At 67.0% G+C, this 21,023-nt stretch carries 21 protein-coding genes and 1 tRNA gene; 15 read left to right on the forward strand and 7 right to left on the reverse strand.

Annotated features, from left to right (window positions below):
• Nucleotides 1-37 precede the first annotated feature (37 nt).
• Nucleotides 38-113: transfer RNA gene (locus AC6I21_RS07235), tRNA-His, on the reverse strand.
• Between the two features lie 158 nt (nt 114-271).
• Nucleotides 272-874: an oligoribonuclease gene (gene orn / locus AC6I21_RS07240; protein ID WP_497763355.1), complete on the reverse strand. Its 603-nt coding sequence runs from the start codon at nt 872-874 to the stop codon at nt 272-274.
• Between the two features lie 216 nt (nt 875-1,090).
• On the opposite strand from orn, the gene mptB (AC6I21_RS07245) reads away from it, so the two are divergent.
• The 6 genes from mptB (AC6I21_RS07245) to AC6I21_RS07270 all read left to right on the forward strand — a co-directional run bounded on the left by mptB (AC6I21_RS07245) (nt 1,091) and on the right by AC6I21_RS07270 (nt 9,281).
• Nucleotides 1,091-2,620: a polyprenol phosphomannose-dependent alpha 1,6 mannosyltransferase MptB gene (mptB, locus tag AC6I21_RS07245; protein WP_497763356.1), complete on the forward strand. Its 1,530-nt coding sequence runs from the start codon at nt 1,091-1,093 to the stop codon at nt 2,618-2,620.
• Nucleotides 2,590-4,113: a polyprenol phosphomannose-dependent alpha 1,6 mannosyltransferase MptB gene (mptB, locus tag AC6I21_RS07250; protein WP_497763357.1), complete on the forward strand. Its 1,524-nt coding sequence runs from the start codon at nt 2,590-2,592 to the stop codon at nt 4,111-4,113. Before mptB (AC6I21_RS07245) ends, mptB (AC6I21_RS07250) begins: the two co-directional genes overlap by 31 nt.
• A gap of 97 nt (nt 4,114-4,210) precedes the next feature.
• The gene (locus tag AC6I21_RS07255) at nt 4,211-5,305 is read left to right on the forward strand and encodes a VanZ family protein (RefSeq protein ID WP_497763358.1); all 1,095 of its coding nucleotides are present in this window, start codon (nt 4,211-4,213) and stop codon (nt 5,303-5,305) included.
• A gap of 183 nt (nt 5,306-5,488) precedes the next feature.
• A complete protein-coding gene (locus AC6I21_RS07260; RefSeq protein WP_138926188.1) occupies nt 5,489-6,277 on the forward strand; it encodes a DUF2637 domain-containing protein in 789 nt (262 codons plus the stop codon).
• Nucleotides 6,278-6,422: 145 nt separating this feature from the next.
• On the forward strand, nt 6,423-7,514 hold the full coding sequence (locus tag AC6I21_RS07265; protein ID WP_138173900.1) for a GTP pyrophosphokinase: 1,092 nt from the start codon (nt 6,423-6,425) through the stop codon (nt 7,512-7,514).
• A gap of 165 nt (nt 7,515-7,679) precedes the next feature.
• Nucleotides 7,680-9,281: an ABC-F family ATP-binding cassette domain-containing protein gene (locus AC6I21_RS07270; RefSeq protein ID WP_138173902.1), complete on the forward strand. Its 1,602-nt coding sequence runs from the start codon at nt 7,680-7,682 to the stop codon at nt 9,279-9,281.
• A 390-nt stretch (nt 9,282-9,671) separates the two neighbouring features.
• Here the strand turns inward: AC6I21_RS07270 and AC6I21_RS07275 are convergent, their stop codons facing one another.
• Genes AC6I21_RS07275 through AC6I21_RS07285 form a run of 3 tightly spaced genes read right to left on the reverse strand, consistent with a single transcriptional unit; the run spans nt 9,672 to nt 11,316 of the window.
• Nucleotides 9,672-10,592 (reverse strand): SURF1 family cytochrome oxidase biogenesis protein, encoded by a 921-nt coding sequence (locus tag AC6I21_RS07275; RefSeq protein WP_138173904.1) that lies wholly within the window; start codon nt 10,590-10,592, stop codon nt 9,672-9,674.
• Between the two features lie 10 nt (nt 10,593-10,602).
• On the reverse strand, nt 10,603-10,842 hold the full coding sequence (locus tag AC6I21_RS07280) for an acetone carboxylase (RefSeq protein WP_138173906.1): 240 nt from the start codon (nt 10,840-10,842) through the stop codon (nt 10,603-10,605).
• Nucleotides 10,843-11,316, reverse strand: a complete 474-nt coding sequence (locus AC6I21_RS07285; RefSeq protein WP_138173908.1) for a DUF3099 domain-containing protein — start codon at nt 11,314-11,316, stop codon at nt 10,843-10,845. It lies immediately after the preceding gene.
• A gap of 217 nt (nt 11,317-11,533) precedes the next feature.
• Here AC6I21_RS07285 and fabG point away from each other — a divergent pair, with 217 nt between their 5' ends.
• Both fabG and AC6I21_RS07295 read left to right on the forward strand, forming a co-directional pair.
• The gene (gene fabG, locus AC6I21_RS07290) at nt 11,534-12,256 is read left to right on the forward strand and encodes a 3-oxoacyl-ACP reductase FabG (protein ID WP_249354241.1); all 723 of its coding nucleotides are present in this window, start codon (nt 11,534-11,536) and stop codon (nt 12,254-12,256) included.
• 86 nt (nt 12,257-12,342) lie between these two features.
• A complete protein-coding gene (locus AC6I21_RS07295; protein WP_138173911.1) occupies nt 12,343-13,092 on the forward strand; it encodes an SDR family oxidoreductase in 750 nt (249 codons plus the stop codon).
• Nucleotides 13,093-13,248: 156 nt separating this feature from the next.
• Here the strand turns inward: AC6I21_RS07295 and AC6I21_RS07300 are convergent, their stop codons facing one another.
• Together AC6I21_RS07300 and serB are read right to left on the reverse strand one after the other, a co-directional pair.
• Nucleotides 13,249-14,964, reverse strand: a complete 1,716-nt coding sequence (locus AC6I21_RS07300; protein ID WP_497763359.1) for a VanW family protein — start codon at nt 14,962-14,964, stop codon at nt 13,249-13,251.
• A 213-nt stretch (nt 14,965-15,177) separates the two neighbouring features.
• The gene (serB, locus tag AC6I21_RS07305; protein WP_497763360.1) at nt 15,178-16,152 is read right to left on the reverse strand and encodes a phosphoserine phosphatase SerB; all 975 of its coding nucleotides are present in this window, start codon (nt 16,150-16,152) and stop codon (nt 15,178-15,180) included.
• Between the two features lie 111 nt (nt 16,153-16,263).
• Here serB and AC6I21_RS07310 point away from each other — a divergent pair, with 111 nt between their 5' ends.
• The 7 genes from AC6I21_RS07310 (at nt 16,264) to AC6I21_RS07340 (ending at nt 21,017) form a co-directional block, all read left to right on the forward strand.
• Entirely contained in the window at nt 16,264-17,049 is a 786-nt protein-coding gene (locus AC6I21_RS07310; RefSeq protein ID WP_346922057.1) for an ABC transporter ATP-binding protein, read from the forward strand.
• A 15-nt stretch (nt 17,050-17,064) separates the two neighbouring features.
• Nucleotides 17,065-17,874: a sulfite exporter TauE/SafE family protein gene (locus tag AC6I21_RS07315; protein ID WP_171021110.1), complete on the forward strand. Its 810-nt coding sequence runs from the start codon at nt 17,065-17,067 to the stop codon at nt 17,872-17,874.
• Complete coding sequence (locus tag AC6I21_RS07320; protein ID WP_446754620.1) at nt 17,867-18,703, forward strand: TrmH family RNA methyltransferase; 837 nt, start codon at nt 17,867-17,869, stop codon at nt 18,701-18,703. Before AC6I21_RS07315 ends, AC6I21_RS07320 begins: the two co-directional genes overlap by 8 nt.
• A 131-nt stretch (nt 18,704-18,834) precedes the next feature.
• Nucleotides 18,835-19,092 (forward strand): type B 50S ribosomal protein L31, encoded by a 258-nt coding sequence (locus tag AC6I21_RS07325; protein ID WP_138173919.1) that lies wholly within the window; start codon nt 18,835-18,837, stop codon nt 19,090-19,092.
• A 169-nt stretch (nt 19,093-19,261) separates the two neighbouring features.
• Nucleotides 19,262-20,371 carry a lipoate-protein ligase LplAB gene (gene lplAB / locus AC6I21_RS07330; RefSeq protein WP_396278517.1) on the forward strand — a complete coding sequence of 370 codons (1,110 nt, stop codon included), beginning with the start codon at nt 19,262-19,264 and terminating at the stop codon, nt 20,369-20,371.
• Nucleotides 20,371-20,691, forward strand: coding sequence for a hypothetical protein (locus tag AC6I21_RS07335; RefSeq protein ID WP_497763361.1), 321 nt, complete (start codon nt 20,371-20,373; stop codon nt 20,689-20,691). Before lplAB ends, AC6I21_RS07335 begins: the two co-directional genes overlap by 1 nt.
• On the forward strand, nt 20,688-21,017 hold the full coding sequence (locus AC6I21_RS07340; RefSeq protein ID WP_497763362.1) for a hypothetical protein: 330 nt from the start codon (nt 20,688-20,690) through the stop codon (nt 21,015-21,017). The genes AC6I21_RS07335 and AC6I21_RS07340 overlap by 4 nt, the downstream gene beginning before the upstream one ends.
• The last annotated feature ends 6 nt before the right edge of the window (nt 21,018-21,023 follow it).

Raw genomic sequence — 21,023 nt, forward strand, 5'->3', positions numbered from 1 at the left:
ATTGCTTTCACAATCTGAAGTTCACACCTCGGCTACTTGGGGTGAGTAACGGGGCTTGAACCCGCGACCTTCTGGACCACAACCAGACGCTCTACCAACTGAGCTATACCCACCATATTCATTTTTTGTTTCCAGACTAGTCAGAAGGCTTTTGCTTCCTGATTTCGTACCGGGCAACGAGAATTATCATACACACAATCGGCTGGTGAATGCCAACTCGGAAAGCATCGGTTTCGCTGTGTTGTCGATCACCAGCCGATCGGGGGAGCCGCTACCTGCCCTGCGCGGCCGATCCGCTCACCTGGCGGGCCACCTTCGCGGCTTCGACCGAGGTCGGGCCGGGGGAGGGGACCATGATGGTGCCGCGGTAGTACTTCAGCTCGTCGATGGAGTCCTGGATGTCACCCAGCGCCCGGTGGTTGCCGGTCTTCACCGGGGCGTTGTAGTGCGCCTTGATGTACCAGCGCCGGGCGAGCTCCTTGATGGTGGACACGTCGATGACCCGGTAGTGCAGGTGGTCGATGACCGCGGGCATGTCCCGGGCCAGGAAGTTCTTGTCCATGCCCACCGAGTTGCCGCCCAGTAGGGCCTTCTTCGGTTCGGGCACCCGGGCGGTGATGTACTCCAGCACCAGCTTCTGGGCTTCGTCCATGTCCATCCCGCCGGCCAGCTCCGGCAGCAGACCGCTGGCGATGTGCATGTCGCGCACGAAGTCGTCCATCTGCTCCAGGGCCGCGTCATCCGGCTTGATCACCACGCTCATGCCCTCATCAAGCACGTTCAGTTCCGCGTCGGTGATCAGCACCGCCACCTCGATCAGCGCGTCGGTTTCCAGGTTCAGCCCGGTCATCTCGCAGTCGATCCATACAATCATTTCTGAGTTACTAGCCACGGGATCCAATCTACCGCCGTTGTGCGGTGAACATCGCACACGCGGGGCGGGTTGCCGCGGTGTCACGCCCGGAATTTGGCGGCCCCGGTGCTAAAATCGACAGAGATTTTCCAGCTCTGCACTAGGTTCGCCCCGGGCCTGCAACGGCGGCCCGATGCCGCGGCAGGGCGTCGCCCTGTCATGAACCCACGAGGTGTAATGGTGTCCACTAACCAGCCAGAGGTCCTGGAGCACAAGCCGGCCACCGGCGTGCCGCGCACCCTGGTCAGCGGCCTGATCGGCTCCACCCTGGTGCTCTTCGGCTCCTTTGGGGTCGGCTGGCTGGCCAGCGTCTCGCCGCTGAACCAGGACCCGTTCTTCATCATGATGCGCACCGAGACGTTCTGGGTGATCACCTCCGTGATCCTGTTGACCCTGGGCTGCTGGGTGCTGGTGCGCGCCTGGTGGCGGCTGGGGCAGAAGCTTGCGGGCTGGCACGAGGGCTCGCTGGCCGTGGTGCGCAAGGCCGTGCTGCTGTGGAGCGCCCCGCTGCTGGTGAGCATCCCGATCATGTCCCGCGACGTGTTCGCCTACATCGGCCAGGGCCGGCTGGTGATGGCCGGGCAGGACCCGTACAGCGACGGGATCTCCTCGGTGAGCAACTGGTTCCAGCTGGGCACCGACACCATGTGGGCGGAGGACGGCACCCCGTACGGGCCGCTGTACCTGTTGATCGAATACCTGGTGGTCGCCGCCGTGGGGCATTCCACGGACCTGTCGATCCTGGCCTTCAGGCTGATCGCGTTCCTCGGGGTCATCCTGTGCCTGTACTACCTGCCGAAGCTGGCCCGGCTGCACAAGGTCGACGGCGCGAAGGCGACCTGGGTGACCGTGGCCAACCCGCTGTTCCTGCTGAACTTCGTGGCCAGCGCGCACAACGACTCGCTGATGGTGGGCCTGGCCGTCATGGCCGTCTACCTGGCCTGCCAACGCAGGGGCGTGCTGGCGGTCATCGTGCTGACCGCCTCGATCGGGGTCAAGCCGATCACCCTGGTGCTGCTGCCGTTCATCGGCCTGCTGTGGGCCGGGCCGGAGGCGAAGTGGCCCAAGCGGATCCTGTACTGGTTCTACTCCGGCATGCTGCTGCTGGCGCTGATGACGCTGCTCGGCTTCCTCAACGGCTACTGGTTCGGCTGGCTGAAGGTCATGCTGTTCACCGGTACCGGGTATTCGATCTTCTCCCCGCTGGGCATCGTGATCATGCTGCTAAGCGGCGCGGTCTCCGCGTTCGGGCTGTCCACCGAGTGGATCCTGCCGGTGATCAAGCTGCTGGGCCGGCTGCTGGGGGTGGCGCTGGCGATGGTGGTGATCTTCCGCGGCAAGTACAGCCACCTGGTCCAGCGCCTGGCCATCGGCTTCTCCGCCATCGTGGTGCTCTCCCCGGTGATCCACCCCTGGTACCTGTTGTGGCTGCTGCCGTTCTTCGCGGCCACCGGGATCCGGGATGACTGGCAGATGCTGTGGGTGCACCTGACGGTGCTGTACTTCATCGCCTACCAGGCCGCCGACCAGCTGTTCATCTGGCAGTTCCTGGCCGAGGAGCTGGTGCCCGGGGTCCGGTTCATCTCCTGGGGCGTGTCCATCGCCGCGATCGCCTGGCTGCTGCTGGTGGACCGGCACACCCGCACGATCCTGCCCGGGCTGCTGAAGCAGACCCCGTGGCTGGCCAAGTTCACCCGTACCGCATGAGCGCCCCGGTGGTCCGCGCCCCGGCCCCGCCCAGCCTGCGCGCGCTGCGCTGGCACGGGGTGGGCGCCTCGGTGCTGATCACCGTGGCCAGCTGGGGGATCGGCTGGTTCCCGCGCAACCAGCATTCGCCGCTGGCCCGCACCGGCTTCTTCATCCAGTTCCGCACCGAGCTGATCGGGGTGCTGGCCTGCATGCTCATCATGGCGGTGGGGCTGGTGTGGCTCACCCGCTGCTGGCTGCTGCTGCGTCCCAGGGTGGAAAACCAGGGGCAGCTGCCCGGGCGATCGCTGGCCGGGCTGGTGGCCAGCTGGGGTGCCCCGCTGCTGGCCAGCTTCCCGATCCTCTCCCGGGATGTGTACTCCTATCTGGCCCAGGGCCGGATGCTGCAGGCGGGCAAGTCCCCGTACTCCGAGGGGATCTCGGCGCTGCCGGGCTGGTTTGACGGCGGCTCGGACGGCCTGTGGGCCCAGTCGCCCTCACCCTACGGGGTGCTGTTCCTGGTGGTGGCCCGGCTGATCTACGTCATCTCCGGCGGCATCCCGGAAATCGGGGTGGGGCTGCTGCGCCTGCTGGCGGTGGCCGGGGTGGCCGGCTGCTATTGGGCGACCGGGTGGCTGGCGCGCAGGCTCGGGGTGAACCCGCACTGGGCGCTGTGGGTGATCGTGGCCAACCCGCTGTTCCTGCTGACCATGATCGGCGGGGTGCACAATGATGCGCTGATGATCGCCGCGACCTTCTGGGCGTTCGGCCTGGCCCAGGGCCGGCGGATCATCGCCTCCACGTTCGCGCTGGCGGTGGCGGTGAGCATCAAGCCGATCGTGCTGGTGCTGCTGCCCTTCCTGGGACTGATGATGCTCGGGCGCAGCGCCGGGCTGCGCGAACGGATCGCGGTGTGGTGGCGCACCACGCTGGCCATTGCCGGGTGGCTCACGCTCTTCGGGGCGCTGACCGGACTCTGGTTCGGCTGGCTGCCGGCGATGCTGACCTCCGGTGCCGCCGCGTTCCCCTACGCCCCGGTGGGCCTGCTGGGCACCCTGTTCGGGCTGCTGGCCTCGCTGTTTGGCGCGGACGCCTCGGTGGTGGCCCAGGTGGTGTTCACCCTGGCCCGGCTGTTCTCCGTCTACCTGGTCGCGCGCCTGGCCCTAGCCAGGAACATCAGCGACCCGCTGCGCCTGGGCGCCTGGGCGCTGTCCGCGGTGGTGCTGCTGGCCCCGATCATCCAGCCCTGGTACATCCTGTGGCTCTTTGCCCTGTTCTTCATTTCCCAGCAGGTGTCCTGGACCAGCGAGAAGCTGATGATCGGGCTGAGCATGCTGATCACCCTGGCCGTGTTCGTCGACCAGATCTCCATCGAGCAATGGCATCCGGTGTGGCTGCTGCGGATCCTGGCCGCGCTGCTGGGGGTGGGCCTGCTGGCCTCGATGCTGCGCTGGGACCGCCAGGTGCGCCAGGTCGGGCAGCAGCTGGACGCCTGCCGCATCCCGCGCAGCTAAGAGAACCGGCGCCCGTGGACTAAAGAGCGCCAATTCACACCGGGTTTTGCTCCCGCCCCGACGGCAAATCGTTTTACCCTTGGGTATGCAAAGGATTATGGACCTGTTGTGGCCCGGGGCGATGGCACTGCTGATAGCGGGGCTGTTCGTGGCGACCGCAGGCATCTTCCTGTTGGCGCTGCAGTACCACAAGCACGGGCGCCTGTCCTGGCGCAGAACCATCACCAGCTCGGTGGTGGTGCTCTACGTCTTCGGGCTGCTGAGCTACACCATGCTGCCGATGCCCGAGACCCGCGACGCGTTCTGCCGGCCCGGGGTCGCCCAAACCCAGCTCGAGCCGTTCCACTTCTTCCAGGACTTCAACCTGGCCTGGGAGGGCGGACGCCGCGCGTTCCTGACCAGTTTTGAACTGTGGCAGGTGCTGTTCAATGTCCTGCTGTTCATCCCGGTGGGGATCCTGGCGATCCGCTGGGCGCGGCAGAACGTGTTCACCGGCACCCTGATCGGCTTCACCCTCTCCCTGGCCATCGAGGCCACCCAGTACACCGGCATCTGGGGGATCTACACCTGCGCCTACCGGGTGGCGGATGTCGATGACCTGATCGTGAACACCTTTGGGGCGTTCCTTGGCACGCTGCTGGCCTACCTGCCGGTCTTTGCCTTCCTCTCCGGGCCGAGCGAACGCGACGGGCAGTACGCCCCGGCCCGGGCGGTCACCCGCTCCCGCCGGGCGCTGGCGAACCTGTTCGACCTGGCGTTCATGTCAGCCCTGGTGATGGCCGTGTCCCTGGTGCTGGAGGTCGCCGAACGCCTGGGGGTGCACACCGCGCGCATCGACTACCTGCAGGACCTGCTCTCCATTGCCGCGGTGCTGCTGGTGGTGATCATCCCGTCCCTGGCGCCGGGGCGGGCCACCCTGGGACAACGCTGCGCCTGGTTCGAAGTGCGTGCCCTGAGCGGAGGGCCGGCCGGCACCGGGCGGGCGCTGGCCCGGGTGCTGCTGGGCCTGGGCGGGATCTACCTGTTCCAGTCGATCATGGCCATCGTGCCCGAGGGGAACCTGTTCCAGCTGCTTGCCCTGCCGCTGGTGCCCTACATCTGGTTCTCGGTGATCTGGCTGGCCTTTGACCGTTCGGCCCGCGGCGTCTCCGCCCGGGCCTCGGGCACCCGCTTCACCGACCGCCGCGCCTGATCCGCCCACTGCTGCGCGGCCGGGTGCCGGAGCGCTAAAATGGCTGGTGGCGCCGCCAACTCGCAAACCCTGGCGCCACCATTTTTCCCCATCTCATCCCCATGCAGCTCACTCACCCCGCCACGCGGTGTTCCCCCGGCGAGCTGCCGAGCACAGTTAGGCCTGCCATCCCGCATGGATCCCATGGATAACCAGCCCGAAATCCCCAACGAGCCGCACCGTGCCGTCTTGCGCACCGCTGTGGGCGCCACGGTGCTCATCGCGGTGGGCGCGTTCGTGCTCTCCTTCGCCGCCCTGACCGACCTGGCCACCCGTTCGGGCATCGACCCGAAGCTGTCCTGGATCTGGCCGATCATCATCGACGGCATGATCGTGGCCGCCACCGTGGCGATCGTTGCGCTGAACGGCTTCCCGCGCAAGGCCATGATCTACCCGTGGGCGCTGCTGTTCTTCGGCGCCATCGTCTCCACCGCGGCGAACTCCACCCACGCGATCCTGACCGTGGACTCGATCTCCAACGGCGTGCCGCCGCTGGTTTCCGCGCTGGTCGCCGCGATGCCGCCGGTGGTGCTGCTGGCCATCACCCACCTGACCGTGCACATGTACCAGAAGAAGTCCGAGGCGGCGAAGCTGCGCGAGGCCTACGAGCGTGACGTGGAGGCCGAGAACGCCGAGAAGTACGGGGTGGCCTACGATGATGGCTACCAGGCGGCGATGAGCGATGCGCAGAACGCCGAGGCCGAGCGCCTGGGCGAGCTGGAGCAGGAGCACCAGGACGCGCTGGCCCGCGCCCGGGCCGAGGCGATCGCCGAAGCCAAACGCAACCAGGCCAAGGCCGCCGCCGCGCAGGCCAAGACCGCCCAGGCCTCGGCCAACGGCAAGCCTGCGCCGGGTTCGGTGGCCACCGCGACCGCCGTGGATGAAAAGGCTCCGCTGTACGACGACCTGGCCCAGCGCCTGAACCGTTCCTAGCGCACCGGTGCCGGTGTCATCCGCCCGGCATCCGGCGTCATCGGATTCGCTGAAGTGTCCACCTGGCCAAGTAGACTCGCACCAGCACCACCGCGCGCACTACGGCGCCGTGGTGTGCAGTGACGGAACGACAGGGGAGCAGCCAATGAGCGAACAGGAGCCAGCCGCCAACGATTTCGCTGAACAGATCGACGAGTCGGTGCGGCGCTATGCCAAGGTGCGCCCGGCACTGCAGCAGGTGCTGGACACCATGCTCGGACGCATCCGCAACCTGTTCGAGGCCTCGGAGGAGGCCCAGCCGCTGTTCATCACCGGGCGGGTGAAATCGGTGCCCTCCTTCCGCGCCAAGGCCTCCCGCCAGCTGCAGGAGGACGCCGAGAGCGATCCGGTGCTGGAGTTCCCCAACCCGCTGCGTGAGATCCACGACATGGTCGGCATCCGCATCATCGTGAAGCTGCCCCACGAAATCCAGCAGGTCGCGAACATGATCAAGGCCCAGCGCGCCGCCTTTGACTGCCGCAGCGACCGGGAGAAGGACATCGGCTCGGTGGAGTCCGGCACCTACGGATACTCCTCCCGCCACCTGCTGCTCAAGACCCGCAACGAACCCAGCGTCCGCCGCTTCCAGGAGCAGCTGGGCAAGCCGGTGGTCCCCAGCGGCAACTTCACCTTCGAGGTGCAGATCCGCACCATCCTGCAGCACGCCTGGAGCGAGGTGGAACACGACATCCGCTTCAAGAACTCCGGCCAGGGGGTGTGGAGCCCGCAGCTGGACCGCCAATTCACCGCCACCGCCGCCATGCTGGAAACCGTGGAGAACTACTTCACCGACATCGACGAGCTGTACAACACGCTCAACGCCTACCAGGACCGGGACGGGCTGGGCGGCCAGGAGCTGAACAGCGACCGGATCGGGCAGATCTGGCAGACCCTGCTGCCGCACGTGGACCGCAAGCGCGATGACGACTGGTCCTGGGCGGCCGAGCTGCTCGGGGCGCACGGCATCACCCGGACCTGGCAGCTGGCCGAGCTGCTGGACCCGAACGTGGTCACCGAGGTGCGTTCGGCCCTGGACCACCGCTACTCGCCGGGGCCGGACCGGTTGCTGGATGACATGCTGCTGTGGCGCTTCGGTGCGGCGCACATCGACAAGACCAGCGGCAACGACGAACGCCGCGAATCCTCGCTGCGCCGGCGCCTGGTGCAGATGAACGACTACCGCAACCAGCGCAGCTAGGCCGAACACCACCCTGCCAACACCCGTCCCGAAACCTTCGGGGCGGGTGTTAGCTTATGCACTTTGGCACCACTGGCGGGCCCGAACCCCGGTAGACTGGATAAGTTGCCCGAAATCTGCTCGCCGGGCAACAGAACCAGGCAACCTTCGAAAGGGGTTCACCAGATGATTTCCGTGGCCAACCTTGAGCTGCGCGTCGGCGCCAGGCTGCTGATGGACGAGGTGAACTTCCGCATCGACAAGGGCGACAAGATCGGTCTGGTAGGCCGCAACGGCGCCGGGAAGACCACCATGACCAAGGTGCTGGCCGGTGAATCCCAGCCCACCGCCGGGGAAGTGAGCTCCCGCGGCTCCATCGGCTACCTGCCCCAGGACCCGCGCACCCCGGACATGGAGCAGCTGGCCCGCGACCGCATCCTCTCGGCCCGCGGCCTGGACAAGATCATCAACAAGCTGGCCCGCACCCGCGCCGAAATGGCCAGCGAGGATCCGAACATCGCCGCGAAGGCGATGCGCCGCTACGACCGGCTGGACGCCGAGTTCATTGCCGGGGGCGGGTACGCGGCCGAATCCGAGGCCGCGGCGATCTGTTCGAACCTCGATCTGCCCGACCGCATCCTGGACCAGCCGCTGCGCACCCTCTCCGGCGGCCAGCGCCGCCGTGTCGAGCTGGCCCGGATCCTGTACTCGGATGCCGAAACCCTGCTGCTGGACGAGCCGACCAACCACCTGGACGCCGACTCGATCAGCTGGCTGCGCGACTTTTTGAAGAACTACTCCGGCGGCGTGCTGATGATCTCCCACGACACCGGGCTGCTGGAAGCCACCGTGAACAAGGTGCTCTACCTGGATGCGAACCGCGGCACCGTAGACGTGTACAACATGGGCTGGAAGCGCTACCTGGTGCAGCGCGAAACCGATGAGCACACCCGCCGCCGGGAACGGGCCAACGTGGAGAAGAAGGCCAGCGCGCTGCTGGCCCAGGCCAACAAGATGAAGGCCCGCGCCTCGGGCGCCTCCGCCGCCCAGTCCATGCTCAAGCGCGTGGACCGCATGCTTTCGGGGCTGGAGGAGGAGCGCGCCGCCGACAAGGTCGCCGCCCTGCGCTTCCCGGACCCGGCCCCGTGCGGCAAGACCCCGCTGATGGCCGAGGGCCTGTCCAAGTCCTACGGCTCGCTGGAAATCTTCACCGACGTTTCCCTCGCCATCGACCGCGGCTCCAAGGTCGTGATCCTGGGGCTGAACGGTGCCGGCAAGACCACCCTGCTGCGCATGCTGGCCGGGGTCTCCGAACCGGACACCGGCGAAATCCAGCCCGGCCACGGCCTGAAGATCGGCTACTTTGCCCAGGAACACGACACCCTGGATCCGGAGAAGACGGTGCTGGAGAACATGCGCCGCACCGCGCCGAGTGAACTGGGGGACGCGGACGTGCGTTCAATCCTCGGTTCCTTCCTGTTCGTGGGCGATGACGTGCACAAGCCGGCCGGGGTGCTCTCCGGTGGTGAGAAGACCCGCCTGGCCCTGGCCACCATCGTGGCCTCCAGCGCGAACGTGCTGCTGCTCGATGAGCCGACGAACAACCTGGACCCGGCCTCGCGCGCCGAGGTGCTCGGCGCGCTGTCGAATTTCTCCGGCGCGGTGGTCATGGTCTCCCACGACGAGGGGGCGGTGGCGGCGCTGAACCCCGAGCGCGTGGTCATCCTGCCCGATGGGGATGAGGACCTGTACAGCGAGGACTACCTGGAACTGGTCTCGCTGACCTAGGCTCCAGCACAGTCAGGTTTTTCCCGGCCATCCGGGTACGAGAAAACCGCCCGATCCACCGGTGTGGGTCGGGCGGTTTTCTGCCTGCCCGCCGGGTCTGTGGCGGGGGAAAGATTGGTGTCGGGACCGGCGCTGCTCAGTTTATCGTGGGTTACCGGCCGCAGATATCCGGGGCTCCTCACATCAGATAAACGGAGCGCCGTAGGCCTTGAGAGCCACCTGTGAGATCTGGACGATCCCGACACCTTCAGCATACGAGAGATCCGGGAAAAGTCCATAGCAACCGGTATCTTGTATCGCGCCTAGAGTTGGGCGAGCCCCTACGAACGCCGCCGGTCCGTTTGTGATGTTCACGAACAGACCGGCGGCGGTCGGTAGGCAGGGGCGGATCTAGCCGCGCTGCCCGGCGTCCTGGTTGTGGGCCGGGTCCTGGCCCTGGTCCAGCATCGCGTCCTCCACCGCCTCATCGGTCAGCGAACCGTCACGGCGATACTTCTTGGTCTGCTTGGCACGGATCTTGCGCACCTTGTGGATCGGCTCATCAAAGCCGGCGGCGCGGGCCTCGGCCAGTTCCTCGGCGTCCTCCCGGTTCAGCTTCTTCTGCTGGCGGGCGGCGTACCAGAAGCCGACGAATGCCAGCACGCCGAAGGCGAACCACTGGTAGGAGTAGGACAGGTGCGGGCCCTCATCGGTGTCCGGCGGATCCAGCTGCATGGGCGCGGTGGCCGGGGCCGGGTCCTCGGTGTACATGATCCCGTAGGCGCCCTCGGCGATCGGGTAGCCCAGCTGCTGGGCGTAGTTCGGCAGGTTCACGGTGGCCAGCTGGCCCTCGGGGGCCGTGCGGTCCAGGGTCGGCTCGCCGGGCTTCAGGCGCACCTGGACCGAGACGGTGCCGGTCGGGGGAGCGGGCACCTCATCGGGCCACCCGCCGCGCTCATCGCCAATGGGAAGGAACCCGCGGTCCACGATCACCGTCTTGCCCTGCGTGGTGCGGAAGGGGACCAGCACCTCGTAGCCCGGGCGTCCGGACTTGATGCGATTGCGCACAATCCGGGTGTCATCGCTCAGGTACTGGCCTTGCAGGGCCACGGTGGTCCACTTCTTGTCCTCGGGCAGCTGATCGAACAGCGCCATGGCCTCCTTGGAGCCGCTGGCCGGGGCGAAGTAGTTCTCGTTCACGTGGGAGATCTCGGTGAGCACCTCGGCGCGGCGATCCATCTGCCAGCGCCCCAGGAACACGCAGGCGGTCGCGAACACGCACACCAGCAGCAACCAGCCGATCCAGCGGGTACTGGCCAAAAAACGATACATGGGGTGCGATCTACTCCTTCACCGGATCCACCGGCTGGGTTTCCTTGTACAAGAGCCGCTGGCGCAGGTAGTCCTCCAGCCAGTCGCGGTGCTGGGGGCAGGCCAACCAGACCTTGCGGCGTTCGGGGGTGTGGATCTTGGGGTTGTTCCACAGGATCTTGAATTCGGCCGGCTGCCGGCAGCCCTTGCGGCTGCAGATCAGTTCCCGTGGTCCTTCAGGTCCACCGCCAAGCGAGGACAGCAGATCCATCTAGTTCCCTTCCCGTTGCTCGTTTTCTGGTTTTCCCGCGGCGCCCTTATCCGGCTCCTCGGAGTCATCGGCCGCGTCCGCCCAGGTGCCCTCGATGGTTTCCCCGGCGGCGCTGGGCTCCGGCGGTTCGGGCTGCGCCTGTTCCTCATCCGGCTGCTGCCAAACCCCGGCGGGAAGCTGGCTGGCGTCCCGGTCGGTGAAGAACTCGGCCGGCGGCTGGCGCTTGGTCACGTCCGCGCCCCGGTTGGCGATCACCACCGCAATATAGGGAAGCACCACCGCCCCCACCAGCAGGATCCACTGCAGCGGACCGTGGGTGAAGAACGCGGCAATGAAGCACAGCACGCGGATGGTCATGGAGATCGTGTACTTGCGCACGCGCGAATTATGGTCCACGGTGTGCGACTCGTGGGCCTCGGTAATCCGGTGAACAGGCACCGCATTGTTGGGGCGATGCGGGTGGGTGTGCGTCATGACCTCAGGTTTAGCTTCCTGCAGAATATTCCGTAGCCATTGTCTCACCGAAACGGGGCTTAAGCGTAATTTCTACCCTGCGTCGAACTAAGAATACCCACTGGTAGGCAATAGGATGACAGGTGAGAGAATTTTCGTCGCCACGTGCGCGCCGCCAACCCCCACCGCAGCCCGGTGGAGTGCCGTGCGCCGTCGAGCCAAGGAATTGGAGAGAAGATTGAGCACTGAGACCCCGACCGGGCGCAGCGTCCTGGTCACCGGTGGAAACCGCGGCATCGGCCTGCAGATCGCCCGCGCCTTTGAGGCCAACGGCGACAAGGTGGCCATCACCTACCGCAGCGGCCAGGTGCCCGAGGGCCTGCTGGGCGTGAAGGCCGACGTGACCGACGCCGCGTCCATCGACGCCGCGTTCACCGAGGTGGAGGCCGCCCACGGCCCGGTTCAGGTGCTGATCGCCAACGCCGGGGTCACCAAGGACACCCTGCTGCTGCGCATGGGCGAGGAGGAATTCACCTCGGTCATCGACACCAACCTCACCGGTGCCTTCCGGGTCATCAAGCGCGCCTCCAAGGGCATGCTGCGCAAGAAGTACGGGCGCATCGTGCTGATCTCCTCCGTGGTGGGCCTCTACGGCTCCCCGGGCCAGATCAATTACGCCGCCTCCAAGGCCGGGCTGGTGGGCATCGCCCGCTCGCTGACCCGCGAACTGGGATCGCGCAACATCACCGCGAACGTGGTCGCCCCCGGGTTCATCAACACCGACATGACCGCCGCGCTGCCCGAGGCCACCCAGAAGGACTATCTCTCCTCCATCCCGGCCGGACGCTTCGCCGAGGCCGAGGAGGTGGCCAAGGTGGTGCGCTGGGTCGCCAGCGATGAGGCCGCCTACATTTCCGGGGCGGTCATCCCGGTCGACGGCGGCCTGGGCATGGGCCACTAGCCACCGCCCCAGAAGAACTTGGCGGCCGGCGCCCTGCCGGCGGCGGCCGCCACCCACAGATTCAGCAACATCAAGGAGTAAAGACTTTGAGCGACTACAAGGGCGCAATCGTCACCGGTTCCTCGCGCGGCATCGGATCGGTCACCGCACAGATCCTGGCCGAGAAGGGGATCGGCGTGGTGGTCAACTACCGTTCCAAAGCCCCGCGGGCGAACAAGATCGTCGCCGGCATCCAGGAGAAGGGCGGCCGCGCGGTCGCCGTGGGCGCCGACCTGACCACCGTGGAGGGTCCGGCTGCGCTGGTGGACGCCGCGGTGGAGAACTTCGGCTCGCTGGACGTGCTGGTGCTCAACGCCTCGGGCGGCATGGAAACGAACATGGGGGAGAACTACGCGCTGCGCCTGAACCGCGACGCGCAGGTGGCCATGCTCACCGCCGCCCTGCCCAAGATGTCCGCCGGCGCCCGCGTCGTGTTCGTCACCAGCCACCAGGCGCACTTCATCCACGAGGTCTCCACCATGGACGCCTACGACGCGGTGGCCAAGTCCAAGCGCGCCGGTGAGGATGCGCTGCGCGAGATGATCCCGCAGCTGAGCGAGAAGGGCATCAGCCTGGTGGTGGTCTCCGGGGACATGATCGAGGGCACCATCACCGCCACCCTGCTCAACCGCATGGAGCCCGGCGCCATCGACGCGCGCCGCGAGGCCGCCGGCAAGCTGTACTCCGTGGAGGAGTTCGGCGCGGAGGTGGCCAAGATGGTCTTCGCAGACGTGGAAACCGGGCACACCGAACTGGTCGGCGGCGCCGGGGACTTCTTGAAGGCCTCGGGCCAGTAGGCGCCGTCCAACGCGTTCACCCCGGTCCCGCCAGCTGGCGGGGCCGGGGTGAACACTGTAACCGGCAGGTCCAATCCCGGTCCGGAGATTAACGGCCGCGGGCCCGGAAGGAAGCGTGAAGGCTTCCTTCCGGGCCCGCGGTGCGCCGGCAGGTGGTTACGGCTTCTTGCCGCACACCACCTTGTGCCAGGGCGCGTAGGTCCAGCTGGTCACATCCGGCGGCAGAGTCTTCGAGCCGTCAATGCTGGTGCGGTTGCGGGTGATCGAGATGCTGAAGCCCTTCTTGCCCCCGCTTTCGGAGACGCACTTTTCCGCATCGTTGTACTTGGTCTCCGGGTTGGTGAAGCTGTGCTTGCCCGAGCTGGACTCGCTCACCTTCCAGTACTTGGTGCTCCACAGCCGGGTGTGCACCGCGTCGGGGGAGACCCAGGCCTCGATCATCACGCCGTAGGGGGTGTTGTTCTTCCACTTCATGTCCACCTGGCCCTCCCACAGGGTGGCCTCGCGGCCGGCCGGGTAGCGTTCAAACCAGCGCGAGTGCGGCTTGTGGGTGATGTCGTCGTAGCCGGCCAGGAAGCCGACGTTGTACATCTGGGTGGAGATCTGCGACAGCCCGCCGCCCACCGCCTCGGTGGAGAAGCCGTTTTCCACCACGCCGGAGCTGTAGTATCCGTTGGCCACGGTGATCGGGCCCAGCGCCTCCAGCAACGAGAAGGTCTCACCGGGCTTGACCACCACGCCGGTCAGCCGCTTCGCGCCGGCCTTCAGGTTCTTGGTGCGCACCGTGTCGCTGGCCGGGTACGGGGTGGAGAATTCAACGATCTCCTCCTTGATGCCCAGCTTCTTGGCATCCTCCGTGGTGAAGTCCGCCTCCTTGGTTTCCATCCGCACCTCGGCGGTGCGCGAATCCCCGGTCCCGGCGGCGAGCACCTTGGCGCCCAGATCCTTGGTTTCCAGGGCCATTCCCGGCGTGGATTCGATGATTTTCGGCTTGCCGCCGGAGAAGACAATCTTCGCGTCCTTCGCGGTGCTGCTCAGCTCCGAGTTCTTCGTCGCGGCCTTGTACAGCGCCTGGTCATCAAGCACCAGCTGCGGCTGCTGCTCGTCGTTGACGGAGTACTTCGCGGCGGAGGCGATCGAGGCCGGGGAGAGCTCGACCTGCTTCTCCCCGTTGCTCAGCGTCACCGGGGCGGAGAGCAGCTTGGCCACGGTCTCATCGTGGAAGGCCTGCAGCTGCTCAGCCGAGACGGCCGGTTCGGTGACCTCGGCCGAAAGCGGGATCTCTTCCCCGTCCAGCTTCCACTCATCCTGCACGGTGTGCGCCGAATCCTCCACGTCCAGCTGCACGCCGCTGACCGGGGAGACGACCTTCGCCTTGGCGCCCTCGAACTCGATGGTGCCCTCGGCAACCTCGGCATCCGCCTTCTTGGCCAGCTGCTCCAGTTCACCGGTCAGCTTCGCCTCATCGACGGTGGTCACCGGTTCGGCCTGGTAGGAGCCGGTCAGCCGCTGCCAGAGCTTGCCCGGGTTCAGCTCGTATCCGGTCAGCTGCGCCACGGTGGCGTCCACGTCCAGCCCGAGCCCGGCCGCGGCCGGGTCCAGCTGGTAGTCCTTGGCGTTCACGGTGACGTCGATGGGCTCCTCGGCCCGCGGGGCCAGCTGCTCCTGCAGGGTGGCCCGGGCCTCGTCCTGGCTCAGGGAGCCGATCGCGATCCCGGAGACCGTGGTGTTGGCCGGGATCTGCGAGCTGATCCACGCGGCCCCGCCGAAGTAGGCTCCGGCCACGGCCACCACCGCGCACCCGCTGATGATCCATGGCTTGGCGCTGGATTTGCGCTGCTTGGCTGAATCGCCGGAATCCGGTTCGCTCATCTGCACTGGTCTTAGACTCTTTCGCACGACATTGGGTCAGGCGCCGCCGCCGGGTTGCCTCCCGCCGTCGGGGAGGGTGCCGGTGCGCGCCACCAGAAATCCTATCGGTTAGACCAACACGAAAACGTGCTAAGGCCCGCTTGCCAGCGAATCGTTATCTAGTTGTTGGATTTGGGTGAAGATGCGCTTAACATTTCCCCGGTTGGCCTTGAGCTACTCGGCGGCGGCCGGGGTATCCAGGGCCGGGTGGTCGAACACCGAGCCCTCTTCCACCGCACTGCCCAGCAACAGGTCCGCGATGACCTCCAGGTCCGGGAAGTCCAGCTTCACCGCCGCGTGCTCGCGCAGCGCCGGCTTGGCGTTGAACGCCACCCCGAGCCCGGCCGCGCCCAGCAGGTCCAGGTCGTTGGCCCCGTCCCCGGCGGCGATGGTGGCCGTGAGCGGGATCTGGTTGCGTTCGGCCCATTCGCGCAGCATCGCCTCCTTGGTGGAGCGGTCCACGATCTGCCCGTGCACCGTGCCATCCAGCACCCCGTCGACGATGCCCAGCGTGTTGGCCAGCGCGTAGTCCAGGTTCAAGTCCTTGGCCAGCGGATCCAGGATCTGCTGGAACCCTCCGGAGACCACCCCTACCAGGTGCCCGGCCGCGTGGAAGCGCTCGATCAGGTGCCGCGCCCCGCGCGAGTACTCGATGCGCGCCCCGACCTCCTCCAGTACGCTTTCGGGCAGGCCCTTCAGGGTCGCCACGCGCTGGATGAGGGAGGCGGCGAAATCCAGTTCGCCGCGCATCGCCGCCTCGGTGACGGCGGCCACCTCCGCCTCCCGTCCGGCGTGGGCGGCCAGCAGCTCGATGACCTCCTGGCGGATCAGGGTGGAATCCACGTCCATCACCAGCAGCAGGCGTTCGGCCTGGACCAGCTGATCCGGCGCGACGGCCAGGCACGCGTCCTGCGCCTGCAGGGCGCCGGTGGCCAGGTATCCGGCGAAGAACCGCTCCACCTTCTGCCGGAAGCCGGCCGCCTCCTGCTCCACGTGGGTGCGCACGATCAAACGCTGGTTGTTGGAGAACACCGGCAGCTCTTCCGGCGGGGCGCTGAGCAGCCCGGCGGCGCCGGCGGCGGCAAGCAGCGCCTCAAAACGCTGGCGGGGCAGGGCGGGACGGGAAATCAGGGCAAAGGTTGCAGGCATGGCACCATTTTCGGCCCCGCAACGCCCCGGTGCCAAAAATGACGGGACGTATTGCGCGGCACCGGGCCGATGATTTAGGCAAAACGCACGGAAAAGTTTAGGGTTTTATCCATGAGCCAAGTCCTATCTTTCAACGATGTCAGCGTGGTGCGCGGACGCAAGGAACTGCTGTCGGGCATCAACTGGAAAGTTTCCGAAGGCCAGCGCTGGGTCGTATTGGGACCCAACGGCGCGGGCAAGTCCACGCTGATGAACCTCGCCGCGGCGCGCATGCACCCGACCCGCGGCACCGTGGGGATCCTGGATGAAACCCTGGGGCGGGTGGACGTGTTCGAGCTGCGCCCGCGCATCGGGCTGAGCTCCACCCTGATCGCCAACCAGATCCCGGCCCACGAGACCGCGTTGAACGTCGTGCTCACCGCCGCCTACGGCTACACCGGGCGCTGGCGGGAGCGGTACGAGAAGATGGATGAGCGCCGCGCCTTCGCCCTGCTGCACGAGTGGGGGATGAGCACGTTCATGAACCAGCCCTTCGGCAAGCTCTCCGAGGGGGAGCGCAAGCGGGTGCTGATCGCCCGCGCGCTGATGACCGACCCGGAGCTGCTGATCCTGGATGAGCCCTCGGCCGGGCTGGACGTGGCCGGGCGCGAGGACCTGGTGTACCGGATGAGCCAGCTGGCCGCCGACGAGGAGGCCCCCACCCTGGTGCTGGTCACCCACCACCTGGAGGAAATCCCGCCGGGCTTCACCCATGCGCTGCTGATGAACTCGGGCAAGATCGTCGCCGCCGGCACCATGGCCGAGACGATGACCGAGGAAAAGCTCTCGGCCGCCTACGGGATGGAGCTGGCCGTACGGGTGGAGGGCGGACGCTACAGCGCGTTCGCCCGCCGCTAGGATCCGCGGGGGCTGATGTTGCTCGATTTCTGGCAGGAGATCCTTGTCTTTTTGGGCGGGCTGTGGGCCGGGACCATCAACACGGTGGTCGGCTCCGGCACCCTGGTGACCTTCCCGATCCTGGTCGCCCTGGGCGTCGCCCCGGTCAACGCGGTGGTCTCCAACGCGATGGGCCTGGTCGCCGGCGGGTTCTCCGGGGCCTGGGGGTACCGCCGGGAGGCGGCCACCGTCAAGCGCACGCTGCTGAAGTTGGTGCCGCTGTCCATCATCGGCGGGCTGATCGGCTCCCTGCTGCTGCTGAACCTGCCCGAATCGGTGTTCGGGGTCGTCGCCCCGGTGCTGCTGGCCGCGGCCCTGGTGCTGGTGATCTTCCAGCCAAAGCTGGCCGCCTGGGCCAAGACCCGCCAGGCCGCCCGCGGCGGTACCGACCCGGACGCCGCCGACCAGGCGCGCATCCCGGCGATCCTGTACGTGCTGGTGTTCCTGATCGGCGTGTACGGCGGGTACTTCACCGCCGCGCAGGGCGTGCTGCTGATGGCCGTGTTCGGCGTGTTCCTGCAGGCCTCGCTGCAGCAGTCCAACGCCATCAAGGTGATCCTCTCCCTGCTGGTGAACATCATCGCCGCCTGCATGTATCTGATCATCGCCCCCGAACGCATCCAGTGGATCGTGGTGCTGCTGATCGCCGTCGGCTCGCTGATCGGCGGGTTCATCGGCGCGAAGATCGGACGCAAGCTCTCCCCGCTGTGGCTTCGCGCGGTGATCGTGGTGCTGGGGCTCATCGCCCTGGCCAACATGCTGCTCAAGCTGGTCAACGGTGGCTGAGCCGCACTACGCCCACCGGGTGATCGAGATCCGCGACCTGCACGGGGACCGGCGCCTGGATGACTACCTGAAGCTGAGCGAGGCGAACCTGCGGATGCGCAGCGACATCGCCAACGGGATCTACATCGCCGAAAGCACCATGGTGGTCCAGCGCGCGATCTCGGTGGGGCATGTGCCGCGCAGCTTCCTGCTGGCCCGCAAATACCTGCCCCAGCTGGAGGCCGAGTTCGCCCGCTACCCCGACGCCCCGATCTTTGTGGGCGAGGACGCCGAACTGGAGGCGCTGACCGGCTTCCACCTGCACCGCGGCGCCCTGGCCGCCATGCAGCGCCCGGCCCCGCTGGAACTGGATGCGGTGCTGGAAAAGTCCTCGCGGATCGCGATCCTGGAGGACATCGCCGATCACTCCAACCTCGGCGCCATGCTGCGTTCGGCGGCCGGGCTCGGCGTGGATGCGGTGCTGCTGACCCCAAACTGCGTGGACCCGCTCTACCGGCGCAGCGTGCGCGTGTCCATGGGCACGGCGCTGACCATCGACTGGGTGCGCCTTGGCACCTGGCCGGCGGACCTGGAGCGGGTGCGTGAGCACGGCTACCGCATCCTGGCGATGGAGTTGACCGAGGACGCGACCCCGCTGGATGAGCTGGTGCCGCAGCCGGGGGAGAAGATCGCGATGATCCTGGGCAACGAGGGCCGCGGAGTGCGTCCCGAAACCCTGCAGGCGGTGGACCAGAGCGTGATCATCCCGATGGCCCGGCAGGTCGCCTCCCTGAATGTGGCCGCCGCCAGCGCCGTCGCGTTCTGGCAATTGTGCCGCGGACCACGCTAGGCGGTTCGCCGAACACGCTCCCGGTGCGATAGGATGGACTGTCTGTGTGCGCACGCGTGCGTGGACACCATTTTTCCGAGTACGTTGCCGCTGGCAAAATCCAGGGGCAGATAACCAAAGGGTATAAAAGCATGAAGGCTGACATCCATCCGAAGTACAACTACGTTGTGTTCAACGACCTCGCATCGGGCGAGAAGTTCCTGACCCGTTCGACCGTTGGCAGCTCCAAGACCATCACCTGGGAGGACGGCAACGAGTACCCGGTCATCGACGTCGAAATCTCGGCCGCTTCGCACCCGTTCTACACCGGCAAGCAGCGCATCATGGACACCGCTGGCCGCGTCGAGCGCTTCAACGCCCGCTTCAAGGGCTTCGGCGGCAAGAAGTAGGCTGCAACGCCCACACCGCTTCAACCACGGCGGGCAGCCCCGGTTTATTACCGGGACTGCCCGCCGCGGCATTTAACGCCCCACCGGCCTTCCCGCTTCCGGCCCGGTGTGCCGAACCAGTCGCCGACGGCCACGGAAGAGGGCCCGGCGCAGCGGATAGGATGAAGTCATGACGCAACAAGGGCACGAAACGCAGCACGCAGATTCCACCGAAGCGCTCCAGTACCAGCACCACGGCGAGTACAAGGTCGTGGGCGGCAAGCTGGTCATCGCCGACCTGGACAGCGCCGACGGGGTCATCACCGCCTCCAACATCAACGGGGACTTCTTCCTGGAACCCGACGAGGCGCTGGAGGACCTGAACCGGGCGCTGATCGGGCTGCCCACCGACGCCACGCACTCCACCATCCGCGAGGCCGTGGTCAGCGGACTGCGCGAGGGCGCCGAAATGATTGGCTTCGACGCCGAGGCCGTGGCCCGCGTGGTGCGCCGCGCCCTGGGCCACGCCACCACCTGGGCGGACCACGACTGGCAGGTCATCGCCCCCACCACCATCCCGATCACCGAGCAGGTCGCCCTGGATGAGGTGCTCGCCCGCCAGGTCGCCGCCGGCACCCGCCCGCCGACCCTGCGCTTCTGGGACTGGAACGAGGCCGCGGTGGTCATCGGCTCCTTCCAGTCCCTGTCCAACGAGGTCGACGCGCAGGCCGCCGCCCACCACGGGGTGAAGGTGGTGCGCCGCATCTCCGGCGGCGGGGCGATGTTCATGGAGGCCGGCAACTGCATCACCTACTCGCTCTACGCCCCCGAATCCCTGGTCGACGGGATGAGCTTCGCCGACTCCTACCCGTACCTGGACCAGTGGGTCATGGACGCGCTGCAGAAGCTGGGCGTGCAGGCCTACTACAAGCCGCTGAATGACATCGCCACCGACCAGGGCAAGATCGGCGGCGCCGCGCAGAAGCGCCTGGCCCGCGGCGGCATGCTGCACCACGTGACCATGAGCTACGACATCGACGCGCAGAAGATGGTCGAGGTGCTGCGCATCGGCCGGGAGAAGATCTCCGACAAGGGCATCACCAGCGCCGTCAAGCGCGTGGACCCGCTCAAGAGTCAAACCCAGCTGGCCCGCGATGAGGTCATCCGCACCATGATGGAGACCTTCACCGGCCACTACCAGGCCACCGAGGCCGCCTTGGATGAGGACAGCCGCCAGGCCGCACGCGAGCTGGCCGCCGCGAAGTTCGCCACCGACGCCTGGACCGCCCGGGTGCCCTAATGCCCACGACCCAGCCCACCGGTCCGGACGAAACCAACCTGCTGCTGCACGGCAGCGGGGTGGTCCGCCGTCTCGGGCTGGGGGAGCGGCCACCCTACCTTGAGGTGGATGCCGGTGCCTCGGGCTACCGGGTGGTTCCGGGTACCCAGGAGCTCTTTGAGGCGCTGTGCCAGCTGCCGGCCAGCGCCCTGCTCGGCCGCCGCCTGGTCTTCGGCGGCTACCTGCGCCAGGATTCGACGCCGCCACAGGTCACGGCCCTGCAGCTGGGAATCACGCCGCAATTACCCACCGACAATGATCCCGCACCGGAGAAGCCATGATCAGTGACGTGGGCCGGGTGACCGGCTGCCGGGTGCAAGGGCACAACAACATCACCGAACTGCTGCTGCAGGCGCCGGTGCCCAAACCAGATGTCCATCTTGACGCGGTCCGGCACTACGTGCTGCAGTTCTTCACCGATCAGCCCGATGAGCTGGTGGAGCTGTTCGACCAGCTGCGGGGCCTGGATGCCTACTTCCACGGCCACGCCTCGTTCGCCCACGTACCCCAGGCCGGGACCGTTGTTGAAGTAGCGGTCCTGGACTGGGGCCTGACCCCGGCCAGCCTGCTCACATTCCACCAAACTGCCGCCAGGAGCGTGCCGTAAGGGCCA

This window comes from Glutamicibacter sp. St.4D3, assembly GCF_059728615.1.

Excerpts from the sequence above, each read along its gene's own strand:
- AC6I21_RS07340 (WP_497763362.1), top strand. The coding sequence starts at position 20,688 with ATGATCAGTGACGTGGGCCGGGTGACCGGCTGCCGGGTGCAAGGGCAC.
- AC6I21_RS07270 (WP_138173902.1), top strand. The coding sequence starts at position 7,680 with ATGATTTCCGTGGCCAACCTTGAGCTGCGCGTCGGCGCCAGGCTGCTG.
- mptB (WP_497763356.1), top strand. The coding sequence starts at position 1,091 with ATGGTGTCCACTAACCAGCCAGAGGTCCTGGAGCACAAGCCGGCCACC.
- AC6I21_RS07310 (WP_346922057.1), top strand. The coding sequence starts at position 16,264 with ATGAGCCAAGTCCTATCTTTCAACGATGTCAGCGTGGTGCGCGGACGC.
- AC6I21_RS07260 (WP_138926188.1), top strand. The coding sequence starts at position 5,489 with ATGGATAACCAGCCCGAAATCCCCAACGAGCCGCACCGTGCCGTCTTG.
- AC6I21_RS07275 (WP_138173904.1), bottom strand. The coding sequence starts at position 10,592 with ATGTATCGTTTTTTGGCCAGTACCCGCTGGATCGGCTGGTTGCTGCTG.
- AC6I21_RS07285 (WP_138173908.1), bottom strand. The coding sequence starts at position 11,316 with ATGACGCACACCCACCCGCATCGCCCCAACAATGCGGTGCCTGTTCAC.
- AC6I21_RS07315 (WP_171021110.1), top strand. The coding sequence starts at position 17,065 with ATGTTGCTCGATTTCTGGCAGGAGATCCTTGTCTTTTTGGGCGGGCTG.
- serB (WP_497763360.1), bottom strand. The coding sequence starts at position 16,152 with ATGCCTGCAACCTTTGCCCTGATTTCCCGTCCCGCCCTGCCCCGCCAG.
- orn (WP_497763355.1), bottom strand. The coding sequence starts at position 874 with ATGATTGTATGGATCGACTGCGAGATGACCGGGCTGAACCTGGAAACC.
- AC6I21_RS07325 (WP_138173919.1), top strand. The coding sequence starts at position 18,835 with ATGAAGGCTGACATCCATCCGAAGTACAACTACGTTGTGTTCAACGAC.
- AC6I21_RS07335 (WP_497763361.1), top strand. The coding sequence starts at position 20,371 with ATGCCCACGACCCAGCCCACCGGTCCGGACGAAACCAACCTGCTGCTG.
- AC6I21_RS07265 (WP_138173900.1), top strand. The coding sequence starts at position 6,423 with ATGAGCGAACAGGAGCCAGCCGCCAACGATTTCGCTGAACAGATCGAC.
- AC6I21_RS07280 (WP_138173906.1), bottom strand. The coding sequence starts at position 10,842 with ATGGATCTGCTGTCCTCGCTTGGCGGTGGACCTGAAGGACCACGGGAA.
- lplAB (WP_396278517.1), top strand. The coding sequence starts at position 19,262 with ATGACGCAACAAGGGCACGAAACGCAGCACGCAGATTCCACCGAAGCG.
- AC6I21_RS07300 (WP_497763359.1), bottom strand. The coding sequence starts at position 14,964 with ATGAGCGAACCGGATTCCGGCGATTCAGCCAAGCAGCGCAAATCCAGC.
- AC6I21_RS07255 (WP_497763358.1), top strand. The coding sequence starts at position 4,211 with ATGGACCTGTTGTGGCCCGGGGCGATGGCACTGCTGATAGCGGGGCTG.